The sequence below is a fragment of the Spiribacter onubensis genome (assembly GCF_040838425.1).
Classification (GTDB): domain Bacteria; phylum Pseudomonadota; class Gammaproteobacteria; order Nitrococcales; family Nitrococcaceae; genus Spiribacter; species Spiribacter onubensis.
On sequence record NZ_JBAKFI010000001.1, the window covers coordinates 302,013 to 316,703 of the forward strand.

The window sequence follows — 14,691 nt, forward strand, 5'->3', positions numbered from 1 at the left end:
CGTGCCCTACTCCCTCAATTCCGCACCGAGCGACTCGCCCAGTGCGCGAATAACGTCCTGCTGGATGCGATCAACTTCCTCATCGGTAAGAGTGCGGGAATAATCCTGCACAATCAATCCCATGGCGAGACTTTTACAGCCTTCTTGAACACCCTTGCCGCGATAGACGTCAAAAAGCTGCAGCGACTGCAGCGTCTCTCCGGCGGCCTTACTGATGCACTCACGCACCGATTCCGCCGTCACAGACTCTGCCACGACCACGGCGAGGTCCCGCCGGATGGCCGGATAGCGCGAGATCGGCTGGAATGCCGGCAGGGATCGATCCTGGAAGGCGGACTGCTCCAGCTCGAAGAGGTAGACCCCTTTGTCGAGATCCAGATCACGCGCCTGTTGCGGGTGCAGCGCCCCGACCCAGCCGATTGGCCGGTCATCGAGATAGACCCGCGCCGCCTGTCCCGGGTGTAATGCCGGATGGCTCTCCGGCCTGAAGTGACACCGCTGCTCGGGTGCGGCGAGCGCGACAAGCGCCTCGACATCGCCCTTGATATCGAAAAAGTCGACCGGCCGACTGGCATCGGCCCAGTGCTGGACATGCGCGGGGCCGGTCACCACACCGGCAACAACCGGCGTCTGCTCCAGATCTTCAAGCGTGCCACGGAAACGCAGCCCGGCCTCGAACAGCCGGACACGGGCCATCTGCCGATTTTGATTGTGAATGACCGCGCCAATCAGACCGGGCCAGAGCGAACTGCGCATCACGCCCATGTCGCTCGACAGCGGGTTGGCCAGCGCGAGTGGCGTGTGCTCCGGATCCAGCGCCGACTGCAACCCCTCGGAGACGAAGCTGTAGGTGATGGCCTCCTGGTAACCGCGATCCACCAGCAGCGAACGGATCCGAGCCAGCGTCACCCGCGACTCGGATTCCGGCGGAATACTCGCCGGCAGCGCCGTGCGTCGCGACGGAAGCCGGTCATAGCCATGGATACGGGCGATTTCCTCGATGAGATCCACCTCGCGGGCAATATCGAAACGCCAGCTCGGTGCAACGATTTCCCAGTGCTCGCCCTTCTCCTCCGGCACCATGCCAAGGCGGGTGAGCGTCTCGCGCATCGCCTCCTCATGGATGGCCGTGCCGAGCAGCGCATTGACGCGCGTCGGGCGGACTGTCACCCGCCGCTCCTGCGGCAGATGCACCGCGACCACGGCCTCCGTCACCGGACCGGGTTCTCCCCCTGCATGGGCCAGCAGCAGCGCCGTCGCACGCTCCATCGCCTCGCGACAACGCTCGGGATCAACGCCCCGCTCGAAGCGATGAGAAGAGTCCGTATGCAGCCCATATTCCCGGGCCCGACCGGCGATGGCCGCCGGCGCGAAGAAAGCGGCCTCGAGGAAGATATCGTTCGTGCCGTCACTGACCGCCGTCGCCTCGCCGCCCATCACGCCAGCCAGCGCCACCGGCTTTTGGTCATCGGAGATCACCAGCGTGTCCGCGCCCAGCGAGACGGTGTCGCCATTGAGCAACTCAAGACGCTCGCCGGGTCGTGCCTGCCGGACCCGTATACCGCCAACGAGCGTCGCCAGATCAAAGGCATGCATGGGCTGTCCCAGCTCAAGCATGAGGTAATTGGTGATGTCGACGACGATCCCCAACGGCCGAATGCCCGCCCGGCGCAGGCGCTCAGCGAGCCAGGTAGGGGTCGGCGCCTGGGTGTCGACACCATGAACCACCCGGCCGCAGTATCGCGGGCAGTCCGCCGGGCTTTCCAGCGTCACCTCGAGGGCCGCCTCGGTGGTGGCGGGAACCCCCTCGATGGCGGGCACATCCACCGGATTGCGAGTGAGTACGCCGACCTCGCGGGCAACGCCGGCCATGCTCAGGCAGTCGCTTCGGTTGGGCGTGAGCTCGACCTCGATCACCGGATCGTCCAGATCCAGCCAGTCGCGAAGATCCGCGCCGACCGGGGCGTCGGCGGGAAGCGCCATGAGCCCGGCGCTTTCCTCCGAAAGCCCCAGTTCCCGCGCCGCGCAGAGCATGCCGAAGGACTTGATACCCCGCAGCTTGGCCGCCTTGATCTTCATGCCTTCGGGCAGCCGGGCCCCGACCCGGGCAAAGGGCGCCTTCAGCCCAGCAACAGCGTTCGGTGCTCCACAGACAACCGTTTTCGGTTCATCGGTCCCATCGTTAACCTGGCAGACCCTCAGGCGCTCGGCGTCGGGATGCTGTTCGCATTCGGTGATCTCACCGACGACAACATCGCTGAACGCCGGTGCCGCCGTTTCGACGGCATCCACCTCGAGGCCCGCCATCGTGAGCCGTTCAGCCAATTCTGAAGTGGCCTCCGGGACCGCCACCCATTCACGCAACCAATGTTCGCTGATTCTCATGCAGCGCTCCTAGCGGAACTGACGCAGAAAGCGCAGATCATTCTCGAAAAAGATTCGCAGATCGTTTACCCCGTAGCGCAGCATCGCGAGCCGCTCGACGCCCATGCCAAAGGCATAGCCCGTGTAGCGCTCGGCATCGATGCCAGCGGCTTCGAAGACGGCCGGGTGCACCATCCCGCAACCGAGTATCTCCAGCCAGCCACTGCCACTGCAGACCCGGCAACCATCGCCATGACAGAACATGCACTCCACATCCACCTCGGCAGAGGGCTCGGTGAAAGGGAAATAGGAGGGCCGAAAGCGCAGTGCCAGATCGGCCTCGAAGAACTGCCGGACGAAGTCCTCCAGTACGGCCTTGAGATCGCCGAAGGTCACGTCTTCGTCCACCACCAGCCCCTCGACCTGATGGAACATCGGCGTGTGGGTGAGATCGGAGTCGCAACGATAGACACGACCGGGCGCGATCACGCGGACTGGGGCGCCTTCAGCCTCCATCACCCGGATCTGTACGGGGGAGGTGTGCGTGCGCAGCAGATGACGTGCGTCGAAGTAAAAAGTGTCATGCATCGCCCGGGCGGGATGATCCGCCGGAATATTGAGCGCCTCGAAGTTGTGGTAGTCATCCTCCACCTCGGGGCCTTCGGCAATCGCGAACCCGACGCCGCGGAACATCGACTCGATCCGCTGTAATGTCCGGGTGATTGGATGCAGTCCGCCCGGTGGCTCGGCGCGGCCCGGGAGTGTGACATCCACCCGATCAGCCTCCAGCGCGGCATCGAGCTCGGCTTGTTCCAGCGCAGCGCGGCGTGCCTCAATCCGCTCGGTCACGCGCTGCTTGGCGGCATTGATCGCCTGACCGGCGGCCGGTCGCTCGTCGGCTGGAAGCTTACCCAGCTGCTTGAGCTGCTCGGTCAGCCGGCCTTTCTTGCCCAGGTAGGCGACCCGGACCTCCTCGAGCGCGACCACGCTGCCGGCCTCATCGACGGCGGCCTCGGCCTGCTCGGTCAATGCCTGGAGCTCGTCACTCATGGTTCATCCCGTCTGGAGACAAAAAAAGGGGGAAGACAGCGGCCTTCCCCCGGCTGGCCGTCCCTGCCGGGACAATCAGGCCAGCGCCGCCCTGGCGCGCTCGGCGAGCGCAGCAAATCCGGCCTCATCATGCACGGCCATATCGGCGAGCACCTTGCGATCGATCTCGATCTCGGCCTGCTTGAGGCCGTTCATGAGCCGGCTGTAGGACAGCCCGTTCGTGCGGGCGGCCGCGTTGATGCGCTGGATCCACAGCGCGCGGAATTCGCGCTTGCGTACCCGGCGATCCCGGTAGGCGTACTGGCCGGCCTTGATGACCGCCTGGTTGGCTACCTTGAACGTCTTCCGACGCGCACCGTAATAGCCTTTCGCCTTGCCGAGGACCTTCTTGTGGCGGCGGCGTGCAATGACGCCACGCTTTACTCTGGCCATCTTCCGAATCCTCTCTGTTCAGTATGATTTCAAACGTACGGCAGCAGCCGCCGGATGGCCGGCGTGTCCTGCTCCGATACCAGCGTGGTGGCACGCAGCTTCGCCTTCCGCTTCGCATCCTTCTTGGTGAGGATGTGATTGTGGAAAGCATGCGCCCGCTTGTATCGACCGCTCGCGGTCTTGCGGAAACGCTTGGCGGCGCCACGGTTCGTCTTGATCTTAGGCATGAACCGTTTCTCCGTTGCCACAAACAAGAACTCCCGGCGGCGCCGGGAGATCACCCGATGGAGGCCGGAGCCTCCGCTATTTCCCCCTGCGGGGAGACATCGTCATTACCATCAACCGGCCCTCCATACGGGGGCGCTGATCCACGGTGGCATGATCCTCGAGGTCTTTCTCGACCCGTTCAAGCAGCTCCGCCCCGAGTTCCTGATGGGCCATCTCGCGGCCCCGGAATCGCAGGGTGACCTTGACCTTGTCACCGTCCTCCAGGAACTTCTTGAGGTTCCGCAGCTTCACGTCGTAATCACCGACATCGGTGCCCGGCCGGAATTTCACTTCCTTGACCTGAATCTGCTTCTGCTTTTTCTTCGCCGCCTGCTGCTTTTTCGACTGCTCGAACTTCCATTTGCCGAAATCCATCACCCGGCAGACGGGCGGATCGGCGTTGGGATCGAGCTCCACTAGATCCAGATTCACGGTCTGTGCCCGCTGTACCGCTTCGGTCGTTTCGACGATGCCGACCTGTTCGCCGTTTTCGTCGATCAGGCGGACGCGGGGTACCTGGATGTCTTCGTTGATCCGGCGGTTCTCGCCGGCGCCGGGCTGCTGGCGACGTGCCCCCGGCTTTCTGCGTATAGCGATGCTTCAGTCCTCCACAAGCGTTCGGCCCAGACGCGCCATCTCGCCATCCAGGCGTTCAACGAATGCCTCAAGCGACATCGCGCCAAGGTCCTCGCCTGCCCGGGTGCGAACGGCAACCTGGCCCGATTCGCGCTCCTGATCTCCGACGACCACCATGTACGGCACCCGTCGAATCGTATGTTCGCGAATCTTAAAGCCGATCTTCTCGTTCCTCAAGTCGCACTCGGCTCGAAATCCCCGCCCGGTCAGATGCTTCCGCACGCTCTCGGCGTAATCGGACTGGCGATCAGTGATATTGACCACCTGCACCTGCACCGGCGCAAGCCAGACCGGCCAGTCACCGCCATAGTGTTCGGTGAGCACACCGATGAAGCGCTCGAAGGATCCGAAAATCGCCCGATGCAGCATCACCGGCACCGCGCGGTCACCCGCCTCGGTGACATATTCGGCATCCAGTCGTCCGGGCATCGAGAAGTCGACCTGCATGGTGCCGCACTGCCAGACCCGATTGAGGCAATCGCGCATGGACAGTTCGATCTTCGGCCCGTAGAACGCGCCCTCACCCGGATTCAGCGTCCAGTCCATCCCCTTGGTCTCAAGTGCCTGCTCGAGCGACGCCTCGGCGCGATCCCAGAGCGCGTCCTCGCCCACCCGTTTGTCCGGACGGGTCGACAGGGCCACCTGAACATCATCGAAACCGAAGTCACGATAGACGCTGAAGGCAAGGTCGAGGAAGGCAGCCACCTCCTCCTGCAGCTGATCCTCGGTGCAGAAGATATGGGCATCGTCCTGGACGAAATTGCGCACACGCATCAGCCCGTGCAGCGTGCCCGACGGTTCGTTGCGGTGGCAGTTGCCGAACTCCGAGAGCCGTAGCGGCAGGTCGCGGTAACTTTTCAGCCCCTGGTTGTAAACCTGCACGTGGCAGGGGCAGTTCATGGGCTTGACCGCGTAGTCGCGATGTTCGGAGTGCGTCGTGAACATGTCCTCCCGGAACTTCTCCCAGTGGCCCGAACGCTCCCACAGGCTGCGGTCAACCAGCTCCGGGGTGCGGATCTCCTGGTAGCCATGCGCCTCGAGCCGACCCCGCAGGTAGTCCTGGAGGATGGTGTAGACACGCCAGCCATTCGGGTGCCAGAACACCATGCCAGGTGATTCGTCCTGAAGGTGGAAAAGATCCTGGCTGCGGGCAATGCGGCGGTGATCGCGCTTCTGGGCCTCTTCCAGGAACTTCATGTGCGCCTTGAGCGCCTTGCGGTCGGCGAACGCCGTGCCGTAGATGCGCTGCAGCATCTCGTTGCTGGCATCACCACGCCAGTAGGCACCGGCCAGCTTGGTGAGCTTGAAGGCCTTCAGAAACCGCGTGTTGGGGACATGCGGACCGAGGCACATGTCGACGTATTCCTGGTGATGATAGAGCGCCATGGCTTCGACATCGGCGAGGTTCTCGACCAACTCGACCTTGTAGTTCTCGCCGCGCTCGCGGAATAGCTGGAGGACCTCGTAGCGCGGCGTCACCTGCTTGATGACGTCGTACTCCTGATCAATCAGCTCGGCCATGCGCTGCTCGATCCGCTCCAGATCTTCCGGGTGGAAACCGGCGTCATAACGGATGTCGTAGTAGAAACCTTCCTCGATGACCGGCCCGATCGCCATCTGGGCCTCCGGATAGAGCTGTTTGACGGCCTGGCCAAGCAGGTGACAGCAGGAGTGGCGGATGATGTCGACGCCCTCGGGATCCTTGGGCGTGATGATCTGCAGATCGGCATCGGCCTCGATCAGATCGCAGGCATCAACCAGCTCGCCATTGACGCGTCCGGCCACCGTTGCCTTGGCGAGGCCAGGGCCGATATCACGCGCGATGTCGAGAACGGAGACCGCCTCAGCGTATTCACGCTGACTGCCGTCCGGAAGGGTTATCTGGGGCATCGGGAGGCTCCACAGTGGTGACCGATACCAGGGGCCACATGCATTTATTCGCGGAAATAGGCGTGGTAGGCGCGAGTGGATTCGAACCACCGACCCCCACCATGTCAAGGTGGTGCTCTAACCAACTGAGCTACGCGCCTGTCGTCAGGGGCGAGAGTATAGCGGGATTGGGGGGCATTGCCAAAGGGAAGTTGCAGCCTGCCGTTCTATCGCGCCCGGCGGTCCCGTGAGACGACCCGTCGAACCATGCGACCAAGTATCATGGCGGCCCGTTGGTTTGAGTGACACGCCCTGGTCCATCAACGCTCGGCGCCGGATAGAAGCTGAAGGCCGACTTCACTGATCCGCTCGTCGGATTCGCGGGCGCGCACGATCAGCTCGATGGGCCCCAGGGCCACGCGGTCGCCGACCTCTGGCCGCTGCAGTTTACGCTGCATGTAATCACCGACACTGAGTTCGGCGCCGGCCGGATCGATCACCGCACCGTAGGCATCCGCCAATGTGGCCACCGGGGCCGTGGGCGCAATGGCGAAGTCGCCGAAGGCCGCGCGGCTGGTCCTGCTCCCCTCTTCCGATGCCGCGAACAGATGATCAAGCGCCGAGGCATACCGTGGCGACATGAAGATATAGACATAATCATCCGGCTGCAGTCGCCCCGCCTTGCGGAAATGCATTGAGCGCCCCTCACGCAGCACAAGCGCGGGTCGGCCCCATCGCGGTAGACGCGCACCGGCAACGACCGGGCTACCGGGTGTGACATGGTAGACGACCAGTTCATGGTGAGCGCTTCCCGGCAGTTCCAGTTCGACCTTCTCAACCGGCCCCAGGCGCTGCGGGACAATCATGCCAAGCCAGCGCGCAACCGGCTTGATCGTCCAGCCCTGCACGAGCAGTGAGGTCAGCACCATGATGAACGCCGCATTGAAGAAAAGCTGCGAGTTCTCCAGCCCGCCCAAAAAGGGCAGAATCGCAAGCAGAATCGAGACGGCCCCACGCAGGCCCACCCAGGAGATGAAGGTCACCTCGCGCAGCGAAAACCGGAACGGTAGCAGACACAGTCCCACCGTGATGGGCCGAGCCACGAACATCAGGAAAAGGCCGAGGCCGACAGCCTGCACGGCAATGTCGGAGAATTCCGAGGGCGTCGCAAGGAGCCCCAGGACAAGGAACATCAGGATCTGGGCAAGCCAGGTCATGCCGTCCTGGAATCGCCGCAGCTCGGTCCGCTGGGGCACCACCCGATTGCCAGCCACCATCCCGGCGACATAAGCGGCGATGAATCCGCTCCCCCCCAACTGCGCGGTGGTGGCGAAGACAAGCAGCGCACCCACCAGAACGAATACCGGATACACGCCGGCATCCAACTCGATCGCGTTCATGAGCCGGTTGAGCAGGTAGCCGCCCCCCAGCCCTAGAGCGATACCGAGCCCCATCTGCAGCCCAAACCCGATGATCAGCGATGTGGTAAATCCGCCCAGTCCGCTTTGCTGCGCGACCAGTTCGACGAACGTCGCCGCCAGAAAGATCGCGATGGGGTCATTGGAACCCGACTCGACGCCCAGCGTGCCCCGAACGCGGCTGCGCAGGGTAATCCCGCCGGCGCGCAGCAGAAAGAACACGGCCGCCGCATCGGTTGAGCTGATCAATGTGCCGAGCAGCAGCGCCTGCGGCCAGGTGAGGTCAAAGATGTAATGGGCCGCCACCCCGACCAGTCCCGTCGTCAGGACGACGCCAAACGTGGCCAGGATGACGGCTGGAGCGGCTACCCGGCGAAAGGCGGCGAGACGGGTGCCAAAACCGGCATCGAAAAGAATCACTGCAAGGGCGACGCTGCCGATGAGATACGCGCCCTGCTGGTCATCATAGGCAAGCCCGAGGCCGTCCTCGCCGGCGATCAGCCCGATCAGCAGAAAGACCAGCAGCAACGGTGCTCCGAAGCGAAAGGCCAGCACACTGGTCAGGATGGACACCAGCACCAGCGCCGCACCGATCAGGACAAGCGGTGCCAGCCAATCAATCATGCATAGCCCTCGAAGCAGACGTAGGGTCGCCCGGCGCGCCAGCCGACTGCTCGGCCGCCACGGATGCACTCGCCAAATAACGCGCCCTGATAAACGTAGCCCATTCGCCCTCGCAGAGAAACCGCGGGACGCCGCCAGACGTCAAGCGGGCAGTCCGAATGCCAGTGTCCTGCTCGTGCGGATGAGATGGGTATTCGCCCTTGACTGACTGGACAAGAATGGCTTCAAACGTACGATGTTTATGTACACAACCCAAGTGTAGTGGCTTATGAAAAAGATGACTGTGCGTGATGCCCGTGAGAATTTCGCTAGCATGCTGACCCGCGTAGAGCAGGACGGCGAAGAGGTGACGATTCTGCGTCATGGCAAGCCGGTCGCGCGCGTGACAGGGATCGAGCGAGAGACCGCGGTGCCCTTCATTTCGCGGGCCGCACTGCGTGATCGTCTACCGCCAATGCAAAAGACGGCCGCTGAGACCATCCGCGCGCTGAGAGAAGAAGACGACCGCCGATAATGTTCTATGCTGATACGAGCGCTGTTCTACCGTTTTACCGGGCTGAGGGGAATAGTGCCGCTGTCGAGGCGATTTTCATGGAGAATGCCGGGCAAATCGGACTCAGCCCGCTCGTGCGCGTGGAGGCGGCTTCGGCCATCGCCCGTTGGCACCGCACCGGCGAGATCACCGAATCACAGGCCCGACGGATCGATTCCGCGCTGCAAGCCGATATCGCGGCTGACCGCTATCGACACGTACCGCTGCCGGGCGACGTTTTTGAACAGGCACTGCATTGGCTATCGTTGCGTGAGACGAGCCTACGTACGCTGGATGCCCTCCACATGGCAGCGGCAGCCCAACAGCAAGCTTGCCCGCTGACCGCGGACCAGAAACTGGCGGAGGCCGCGCTTGCTCTCGAGGTGGCATGTGAAACGCTCGAGTCCATCGCCAACGCTCGCTGAGCCCCCCGATTCGCCAGCCCGAGGCAGAATCTAGCCGGATACGCCACACTGACTACCCGACCGATCCAGTTTTGCGGTCCACCATGCGATAACAGGCGTCAGCAATACCGTGGGGCCAAGCCAGACCACGATGGATGGCAAATGGCCCAGGTTGACCACCGCGGTGGCAGTCAGGGTGGCAATCGTCCCGGCAAGCATGCGGCTTAGATGGCGGGCTATCCTCGGCGTACCGGCAATCGGTCCACGCTTCCAATGCCGCCAGTCGACTGACGACAGCGTAACGCCGATCATTCCGAATACGATCAAGGCGATGGATGGGTGGAATTCACCGGTGCTCAGAATGAAGAGGCCCCAGCCAATCATGCCCGTGCCAATGAGCGCCATCCCCAACCCAGCCGCTCGGTCGAGCTTGCCGGCGGCACCGCTGCGCACCATCGCAGCACGCCAACCCGTGAAAACGAGATAGAGCGTGAACAGGCTGATCGCCAGCAGGAAGGCATTAAAACGCAGCAGCCCGAGGACAATGGCGCTGACGCCGACCGCCAGCATGGCCAGCGCGTAGATTCTTCCAGACCGCCTGTGGGCGCTGGCACCCTTTCGACTCAAAACAGCGACCCCGGCGGAGGCGAGTGCGATCGCACCCGCCGTAATGTGAGCAAACAGTATGATATTGAACATGATTATCGGCACTGGACCTGACTCCTGACGTTCACGGCGCGACTCACCGATTCATGCAGTGAGTATCCGCTATGTCCTGAAGGACGCGGGCTGGGTCTGAATGCAGTGGCGTCGGCACCAGCTGATAGGATCGCTTCGCATACGCCGCCATTTTCTACAGTTGGAGTCTTAAGATCATGACCAATGCGCCATCCCTGATCTTTCTTGCGGGCAGCGCCCGTGAGGATTCGGTGAACAAGAAGATTGCCCGTGTCGCCGCCAGGATGGCGGAAGCGGCCGGTGCCGATGCCACTTTCATCGATCTGCGCGATTACCCCATGCCGCTTTACGACGGCGATCTGGAAAGCCGGGATGGCCTGCCCGAGGCAGCGGCCGAACTCAAAGCCCTGTTCCGCGCCAGCGACGGCTTGTTCATCGCCTCTCCCGAGTACAACAGCTCACTGCCACCGCTGCTGAAGAACACCATCGACTGGGTATCGCGAAGAGCCTCGGCCGATGAACCACCGCTGGTTGCCTATAAAGGCAAGGTGGCAGCGATTGCCGCCGGCTCTCCAGGCGGATTGGGTGGTCTGCGGGGGCTCGTGCCGCTTCGCATGCTGCTCGGCAACCTCGGCATGCATGTCGTGCCGCAACAGCTCGCCATCGCAGGTGCGCCGAATGTATTCGACGACGATGGCCGCCTCATCGACAGGGACCGAAGCGATGCGCTGGAGGCGGTGGTCAGGGAACTCACCACCATGGCGGTGGCGCTGCAGCAGACCTGAGCGGCCCGGGATCTACAGCACAGCCCTCAGCATGGCCTCCTGGCCCTATTGTCGCCGGGCTGCTGGGCATAGCCATCATCAGCGGTGGCCTGAACGCCTGGTATGCCGGCTGGGTCGGCTTCCTGGGCGTCGCGCTGGTCTTCATGCTCACCAACCGAGGGAGGCGTTAACGTTGCCTGTCATCACCTGCATCGATGATCTCAAGCGCATCTACAAGCGCCGGGTGCCGAAGATGTTCTACGACTACTGCGAGACCGGCAGTTGGACAGAACAGACATTTCAGGAGAATACGAGCGACTTCCGCTCGATCTACTTCCGCCAGCGCGTCGCCATCGACATGACCCGGCGCACGACGGCGGCCCGTATGCTCGGCGAAGAAGTGAGCATGCCGGTTGCCCTGGCGCCGGTGGGGCTGACGGGGATGCAGCATGCCGATGGTGAGATTCTGGCGGCACAGGCGGCCGAAGAGTTCGGGGTGCCCTTCACGCTCTCCACACTGTCGATCTGCTCCATCGAGGATGTCGCGGCGAAGACCACCAAGCCCTTCTGGTTCCAGGTCTACACACTCTCCGATGACGATTTCATGCGCCGTCTCATGGAACGCGCCCGGGCGGCGAACTGCTCGGCGATCGTCATCACACTGGATCTCCAGGTCCAGGGCCAGCGCCACAAGGATCTGAAGAACGGCCTGAGCGCACCACCCAAGCTCACCATCAAGTCCATCGCCAACCTCGCCACCAAACTCTCCTGGGGGGTGGAAATGCTCGGCGCCACCCGGCGGACCTTCGGCAATGTGGTGGGCCATGCGAGCGGCGTCACCGACTCCCGCTCGCTCTCGTCATGGACCGCCGAGGCCTTCGACCACTCTCTTGACTGGGATCGCGTCAAGGAGCTCATGGACATGTGGGGCGGTAAGGTCGTCCTCAAAGGCATCATGAACCGCGACGACGCGGAGCGTGCCGCCGAACTGGGTGCCGACGCCATCGTCGTCTCCAACCACGGGGGGCGTCAGCTGGATGGTGCCATCAGCAGCATTCGCGCGCTCCCGGATATCATCGAGGCCGTGGGTGATCGCATGGAGGTCTATTTCGACAGTGGCATACGCTCGGGCCAGGATATCCTCAAGGCCCTCGCGCTGGGTGCCAATGGTGTCATGATCGGCCGCGCCTGGGTCTACGGACTCGGCGCCATGGGCAAGGACGGCGTCACAAAGTCGCTGGAAGTGCTCCACAAGGAGCTCGATACCACCATGGCGCTCTGTGGTCATCGCGACATCAATGAGGTGGGCCGCGATATCCTTCATGTCCCGCGTGACTTCAGTGGACGCTGGGCCGACTTCGGCTGATCGAGGAAAGTCTTCAGCCAGTCGCGCAACCGCGATTGGGACGGCGAAGGCGCGACGATAGCGGCCAGCTCCGTCCGCAATGACGCAAGGTCATCAACCGTGTCGGCATCGGTCCTCGCCGGCAGGAACGCCACCGGGACTCCACCACCACTGATTCGGCTGACCAGTTCATTGAGGGTCGTCGCCTCGCTGTAGGCAACGCCAGTCCAGTGCTCGGGGGCGAGCGGAATACCGGCGGCGAACAGGTAGAAACCGCCATCCAGCGCCGGGCCGATCACACAGGCATCCGGTCGCCCCTCGAGCCGTTCAATCGCCTCCGCGATGGCCGCCGGCGTCAGCTGCGGGCTGTCCGTGCCCATCAGGATCACCGCGTCATGGGACTTCGCAAGCGCCGAGTACACCTGGTGCAAACGCTCGCCCAAAGCCCCCTCCCCCGTCCAGATCGCCGGGAACGCCCCCCATTGGGCGAACCCCACCGCCTGCGGCTCGGCGACGGCCCAGTGCGGACGTAACGCCAGCGGGTCGCGCTCCGCAAGGGTGCCAACCGTCTCGGCCACCGCCGCCACGCTGAGGCGGTAGAACGCCTGCGCATTCGATAGACCGATATCCTGGGCAAGACGCGTCTTGACCGGCGATAGACCGGCGGTTTTCCCGAAAACCGCGACCGCGACTTTCATCCCGCCCGCCGCCTTCGCAGGCGCTTCCATTCCGGCCAGGCCTGCCTGAGCCAGATGGACTGGTGGTTCAGCGTGGTCCGCAGCCACCCATGCCGCACATATTTCCGCGCACTGGTATGAATGACCTCCCCCACGGGCCGCACATCGATACCCTCCTGCCGGGCCCGCCAGACAAAGACATGGTCCTCGCCGTGCGGCAGATCCTCGGGGAAACCACCAATCGAATGGAACCGCTCACGCGCGATGCAGAATCCCTGATCACCAAAGGGCACCTTCAGCCACCGTGAGCGCAGGTTGGCCCCCAGGCTGCTCAGCGACATCAACCATGGCGATCCGTCGCGGAAGGCCAGATCGAAATAGAACAGCTCGCCCGGCTCCCGGTCGATCGCCTGCTGGAGCGCCTCCATGCTGCCCGGCGTCAGGCGGGAATCCGCATGCAGGAACCAGAGGTAATCGCCGCTGGAGGACCAAGCGCCTGCGTTCATCTGCGGCCCCCGCCCCGGCGTGGCCTGCAGGGACCGGATACGCTTGCCATGGATGAGCCCGATGGATTCGTCGAGGCCATCCCCCGCCGAGCTCACCAGGATGACCTCAAGAGGCCCCGGCAGACCGGCGATATCGTCCAGCAGCGTTTGCCACTGGTCCTCGCCCGGTGCCACGGGAATGATGATGGAGAAACGCCGCATCGCTACTGTCTGAGCACGTCCAGCCATTCACGTTTCGCCTCGGGGATCTGGTCGATCGGAGTCAGCAATGCGGTGGACAGCGTCTCGCGATAGGCCGGGTCGACCGGCGGGAGCGGCGTTGCCAGCAGGGCCAGCAGGAGCGCCTTGGCATTCTCGACAGACCCGCCATATCGGGCGATGACGTCAGCCACGCTGACATGCTGCGAGGGGTCATCCATCCAGCAGTCATAGTCGGTGACGATGCCGATGGTGGCGTAGGCCAGCTGCGCCTCACGGGCCAGGAACACCTCGGGGATATTCGTCATGCCCACCAGGTCACAGCCCGCCATACGCAGGAAGTGGCTCTCCGCCCGCGTCCCAAGGCGTGGCCCGTCGACGCAGGCATAGGTCTTGCCCGTCTGAAGCGCGAAGCCGCACTGCTCTGCCCAATGGCTGATCCAGGCCGTAAGGTCCGGACAGGTGGGATCCGCCGTTGAGACATGGGCCGCGACGCCATCGCCGAAGAAGGTCTTCTCCCGCGGGCCTTTGACGAGGTCGAAGTATTGATCCGGGATGACGAACTCGCCCGGTGAGATATCCTCTCGCAGGCTGCCGGTGGCTGAAAAACCGATGATCTGCCGGGCCCCGAGTTTCTTCAGGGCGAAGATATTGGCGCGGTAATTGATCTCATGGGGCAACAGCCCGTGACGCCGGCCGTGGCGTGGCAGAAAAAGGACCGTCCGATCCTTGAAAGCCGCCCTGACGACGGGCCCGGAAGGCGGACCGAAGGGGGTGTCCACGGCAACCTCCTCAAGGACCTCGAGGCCATCGATCTGATAAACCCCCGTGCCACCAATGATCGCCAGCATGTACTCGTTACTCCTCGCTTTGGGTGCCACTCTATACTGGCAGCGTATGGCGCGCGGGAATACGGGTTATTGCGGA

Annotated in this window: 15 protein-coding genes and 1 tRNA gene; 4 read left to right on the forward strand and 12 right to left on the reverse strand. The window is 63.3% G+C overall.

The window, feature by feature from the left end:
* Positions 1–6: 6 nt before the first annotated feature.
* From pheT to V6X63_RS01565, 8 genes are all read right to left on the reverse strand, one after another.
* Positions 7–2,385: a phenylalanine--tRNA ligase subunit beta gene (pheT, locus tag V6X63_RS01530; RefSeq protein WP_367977964.1), complete on the reverse strand. Its 2,379-nt coding sequence runs from the start codon at positions 2,383–2,385 to the stop codon at positions 7–9.
* A gap of 9 nt (positions 2,386–2,394) precedes the next feature.
* Positions 2,395–3,414: a phenylalanine--tRNA ligase subunit alpha gene (pheS, locus tag V6X63_RS01535; protein ID WP_367966839.1), complete on the reverse strand. Its 1,020-nt coding sequence runs from the start codon at positions 3,412–3,414 to the stop codon at positions 2,395–2,397.
* Positions 3,415–3,489: 75 nt separating this feature from the next.
* Positions 3,490–3,846, reverse strand: a complete 357-nt coding sequence (gene rplT, locus V6X63_RS01540; protein ID WP_367966840.1) for a 50S ribosomal protein L20 — start codon at positions 3,844–3,846, stop codon at positions 3,490–3,492.
* 29 nt (positions 3,847–3,875) lie between these two features.
* Positions 3,876–4,073 carry a 50S ribosomal protein L35 gene (gene rpmI / locus V6X63_RS01545; protein ID WP_367966841.1) on the reverse strand — a complete coding sequence of 66 codons (198 nt, stop codon included), beginning with the start codon at positions 4,071–4,073 and terminating at the stop codon, positions 3,876–3,878.
* A gap of 76 nt (positions 4,074–4,149) precedes the next feature.
* The gene (infC, locus tag V6X63_RS01550) at positions 4,150–4,710 is read right to left on the reverse strand and encodes a translation initiation factor IF-3 (protein ID WP_456154538.1); all 561 of its coding nucleotides are present in this window, start codon (positions 4,708–4,710) and stop codon (positions 4,150–4,152) included.
* Positions 4,711–4,713: 3 nt separating this feature from the next.
* The gene (gene thrS, locus V6X63_RS01555; RefSeq protein WP_367977965.1) at positions 4,714–6,639 is read right to left on the reverse strand and encodes a threonine--tRNA ligase; all 1,926 of its coding nucleotides are present in this window, start codon (positions 6,637–6,639) and stop codon (positions 4,714–4,716) included.
* A 63-nt stretch (positions 6,640–6,702) separates the two neighbouring features.
* Positions 6,703–6,779 (reverse strand) — tRNA-Val (locus V6X63_RS01560).
* Between the two features lie 159 nt (positions 6,780–6,938).
* Positions 6,939–8,660 (reverse strand): potassium/proton antiporter, encoded by a 1,722-nt coding sequence (locus tag V6X63_RS01565; RefSeq protein WP_367966843.1) that lies wholly within the window; start codon positions 8,658–8,660, stop codon positions 6,939–6,941.
* A 277-nt stretch (positions 8,661–8,937) separates the two neighbouring features.
* Between V6X63_RS01565 and V6X63_RS01570 the strand changes: the two genes are divergently transcribed.
* Positions 8,938–9,174, forward strand: coding sequence for a type II toxin-antitoxin system Phd/YefM family antitoxin (locus V6X63_RS01570; protein WP_367978110.1), 237 nt, complete (start codon positions 8,938–8,940; stop codon positions 9,172–9,174).
* Complete coding sequence (locus V6X63_RS01575) at positions 9,174–9,617, forward strand: type II toxin-antitoxin system VapC family toxin (protein ID WP_367966845.1); 444 nt, start codon at positions 9,174–9,176, stop codon at positions 9,615–9,617. Before V6X63_RS01570 ends, V6X63_RS01575 begins: the two co-directional genes overlap by 1 nt.
* A gap of 30 nt (positions 9,618–9,647) precedes the next feature.
* Here V6X63_RS01575 and V6X63_RS01580 read toward each other — a convergent pair whose 3' ends face one another.
* On the reverse strand, positions 9,648–10,295 hold the full coding sequence (locus V6X63_RS01580) for a DUF2306 domain-containing protein (RefSeq protein ID WP_367977966.1): 648 nt from the start codon (positions 10,293–10,295) through the stop codon (positions 9,648–9,650).
* Between the two features lie 176 nt (positions 10,296–10,471).
* Here V6X63_RS01580 and V6X63_RS01585 point away from each other — a divergent pair, with 176 nt between their 5' ends.
* Together V6X63_RS01585 and V6X63_RS01590 are read left to right on the forward strand one after the other, a co-directional pair.
* A complete protein-coding gene (locus tag V6X63_RS01585) occupies positions 10,472–11,059 on the forward strand; it encodes an NADPH-dependent FMN reductase (protein ID WP_367966847.1) in 588 nt (195 codons plus the stop codon).
* A 172-nt stretch (positions 11,060–11,231) separates the two neighbouring features.
* Complete coding sequence (locus V6X63_RS01590; protein ID WP_367977967.1) at positions 11,232–12,404, forward strand: alpha-hydroxy acid oxidase; 1,173 nt, start codon at positions 11,232–11,234, stop codon at positions 12,402–12,404.
* Here V6X63_RS01590 and V6X63_RS01595 read toward each other — a convergent pair.
* Genes V6X63_RS01595 through mtnP form a run of 3 tightly spaced genes read right to left on the reverse strand, consistent with a single transcriptional unit; the run spans position 12,359 to position 14,615 of the window.
* Positions 12,359–13,081: a TIGR04282 family arsenosugar biosynthesis glycosyltransferase gene (locus tag V6X63_RS01595; protein WP_367966849.1), complete on the reverse strand. Its 723-nt coding sequence runs from the start codon at positions 13,079–13,081 to the stop codon at positions 12,359–12,361. The genes V6X63_RS01590 and V6X63_RS01595 overlap by 46 nt on opposite strands.
* Positions 13,078–13,794: a TIGR04283 family arsenosugar biosynthesis glycosyltransferase gene (locus V6X63_RS01600; protein WP_367977968.1), complete on the reverse strand. Its 717-nt coding sequence runs from the start codon at positions 13,792–13,794 to the stop codon at positions 13,078–13,080. The genes V6X63_RS01595 and V6X63_RS01600 overlap by 4 nt, the downstream gene beginning before the upstream one ends.
* On the reverse strand, positions 13,770–14,615 hold the full coding sequence (gene mtnP, locus V6X63_RS01605) for an S-methyl-5'-thioadenosine phosphorylase (RefSeq protein ID WP_367977969.1): 846 nt from the start codon (positions 14,613–14,615) through the stop codon (positions 13,770–13,772). The genes V6X63_RS01600 and mtnP overlap by 25 nt, the downstream gene beginning before the upstream one ends.
* Between the last annotated feature and the right edge of the window lie 76 nt (positions 14,616–14,691).

Coding starts and splice junctions, on each gene's coding strand:
- pheS (WP_367966839.1), bottom strand. CDS start 3,414: ATGAGTGACGAGCTCCAGGCATTGACCGAGCAGGCCGAGGCCGCCGTC.
- thrS (WP_367977965.1), bottom strand. CDS start 6,639: ATGCCCCAGATAACCCTTCCGGACGGCAGTCAGCGTGAATACGCTGAG.
- mtnP (WP_367977969.1), bottom strand. CDS start 14,615: ATGCTGGCGATCATTGGTGGCACGGGGGTTTATCAGATCGATGGCCTC.
- pheT (WP_367977964.1), bottom strand. CDS start 2,385: ATGAGAATCAGCGAACATTGGTTGCGTGAATGGGTGGCGGTCCCGGAG.
- V6X63_RS01580 (WP_367977966.1), bottom strand. CDS start 10,295: ATGTTCAATATCATACTGTTTGCTCACATTACGGCGGGTGCGATCGCA.
- V6X63_RS01585 (WP_367966847.1), top strand. CDS start 10,472: ATGACCAATGCGCCATCCCTGATCTTTCTTGCGGGCAGCGCCCGTGAG.
- rplT (WP_367966840.1), bottom strand. CDS start 3,846: ATGGCCAGAGTAAAGCGTGGCGTCATTGCACGCCGCCGCCACAAGAAG.
- V6X63_RS01570 (WP_367978110.1), top strand. CDS start 8,938: ATGACTGTGCGTGATGCCCGTGAGAATTTCGCTAGCATGCTGACCCGC.
- V6X63_RS01600 (WP_367977968.1), bottom strand. CDS start 13,794: ATGGCTGGACGTGCTCAGACAGTAGCGATGCGGCGTTTCTCCATCATC.
- V6X63_RS01575 (WP_367966845.1), top strand. CDS start 9,174: ATGTTCTATGCTGATACGAGCGCTGTTCTACCGTTTTACCGGGCTGAG.
- V6X63_RS01595 (WP_367966849.1), bottom strand. CDS start 13,081: ATGAAAGTCGCGGTCGCGGTTTTCGGGAAAACCGCCGGTCTATCGCCG.
- V6X63_RS01565 (WP_367966843.1), bottom strand. CDS start 8,660: ATGATTGATTGGCTGGCACCGCTTGTCCTGATCGGTGCGGCGCTGGTG.
- rpmI (WP_367966841.1), bottom strand. CDS start 4,073: ATGCCTAAGATCAAGACGAACCGTGGCGCCGCCAAGCGTTTCCGCAAG.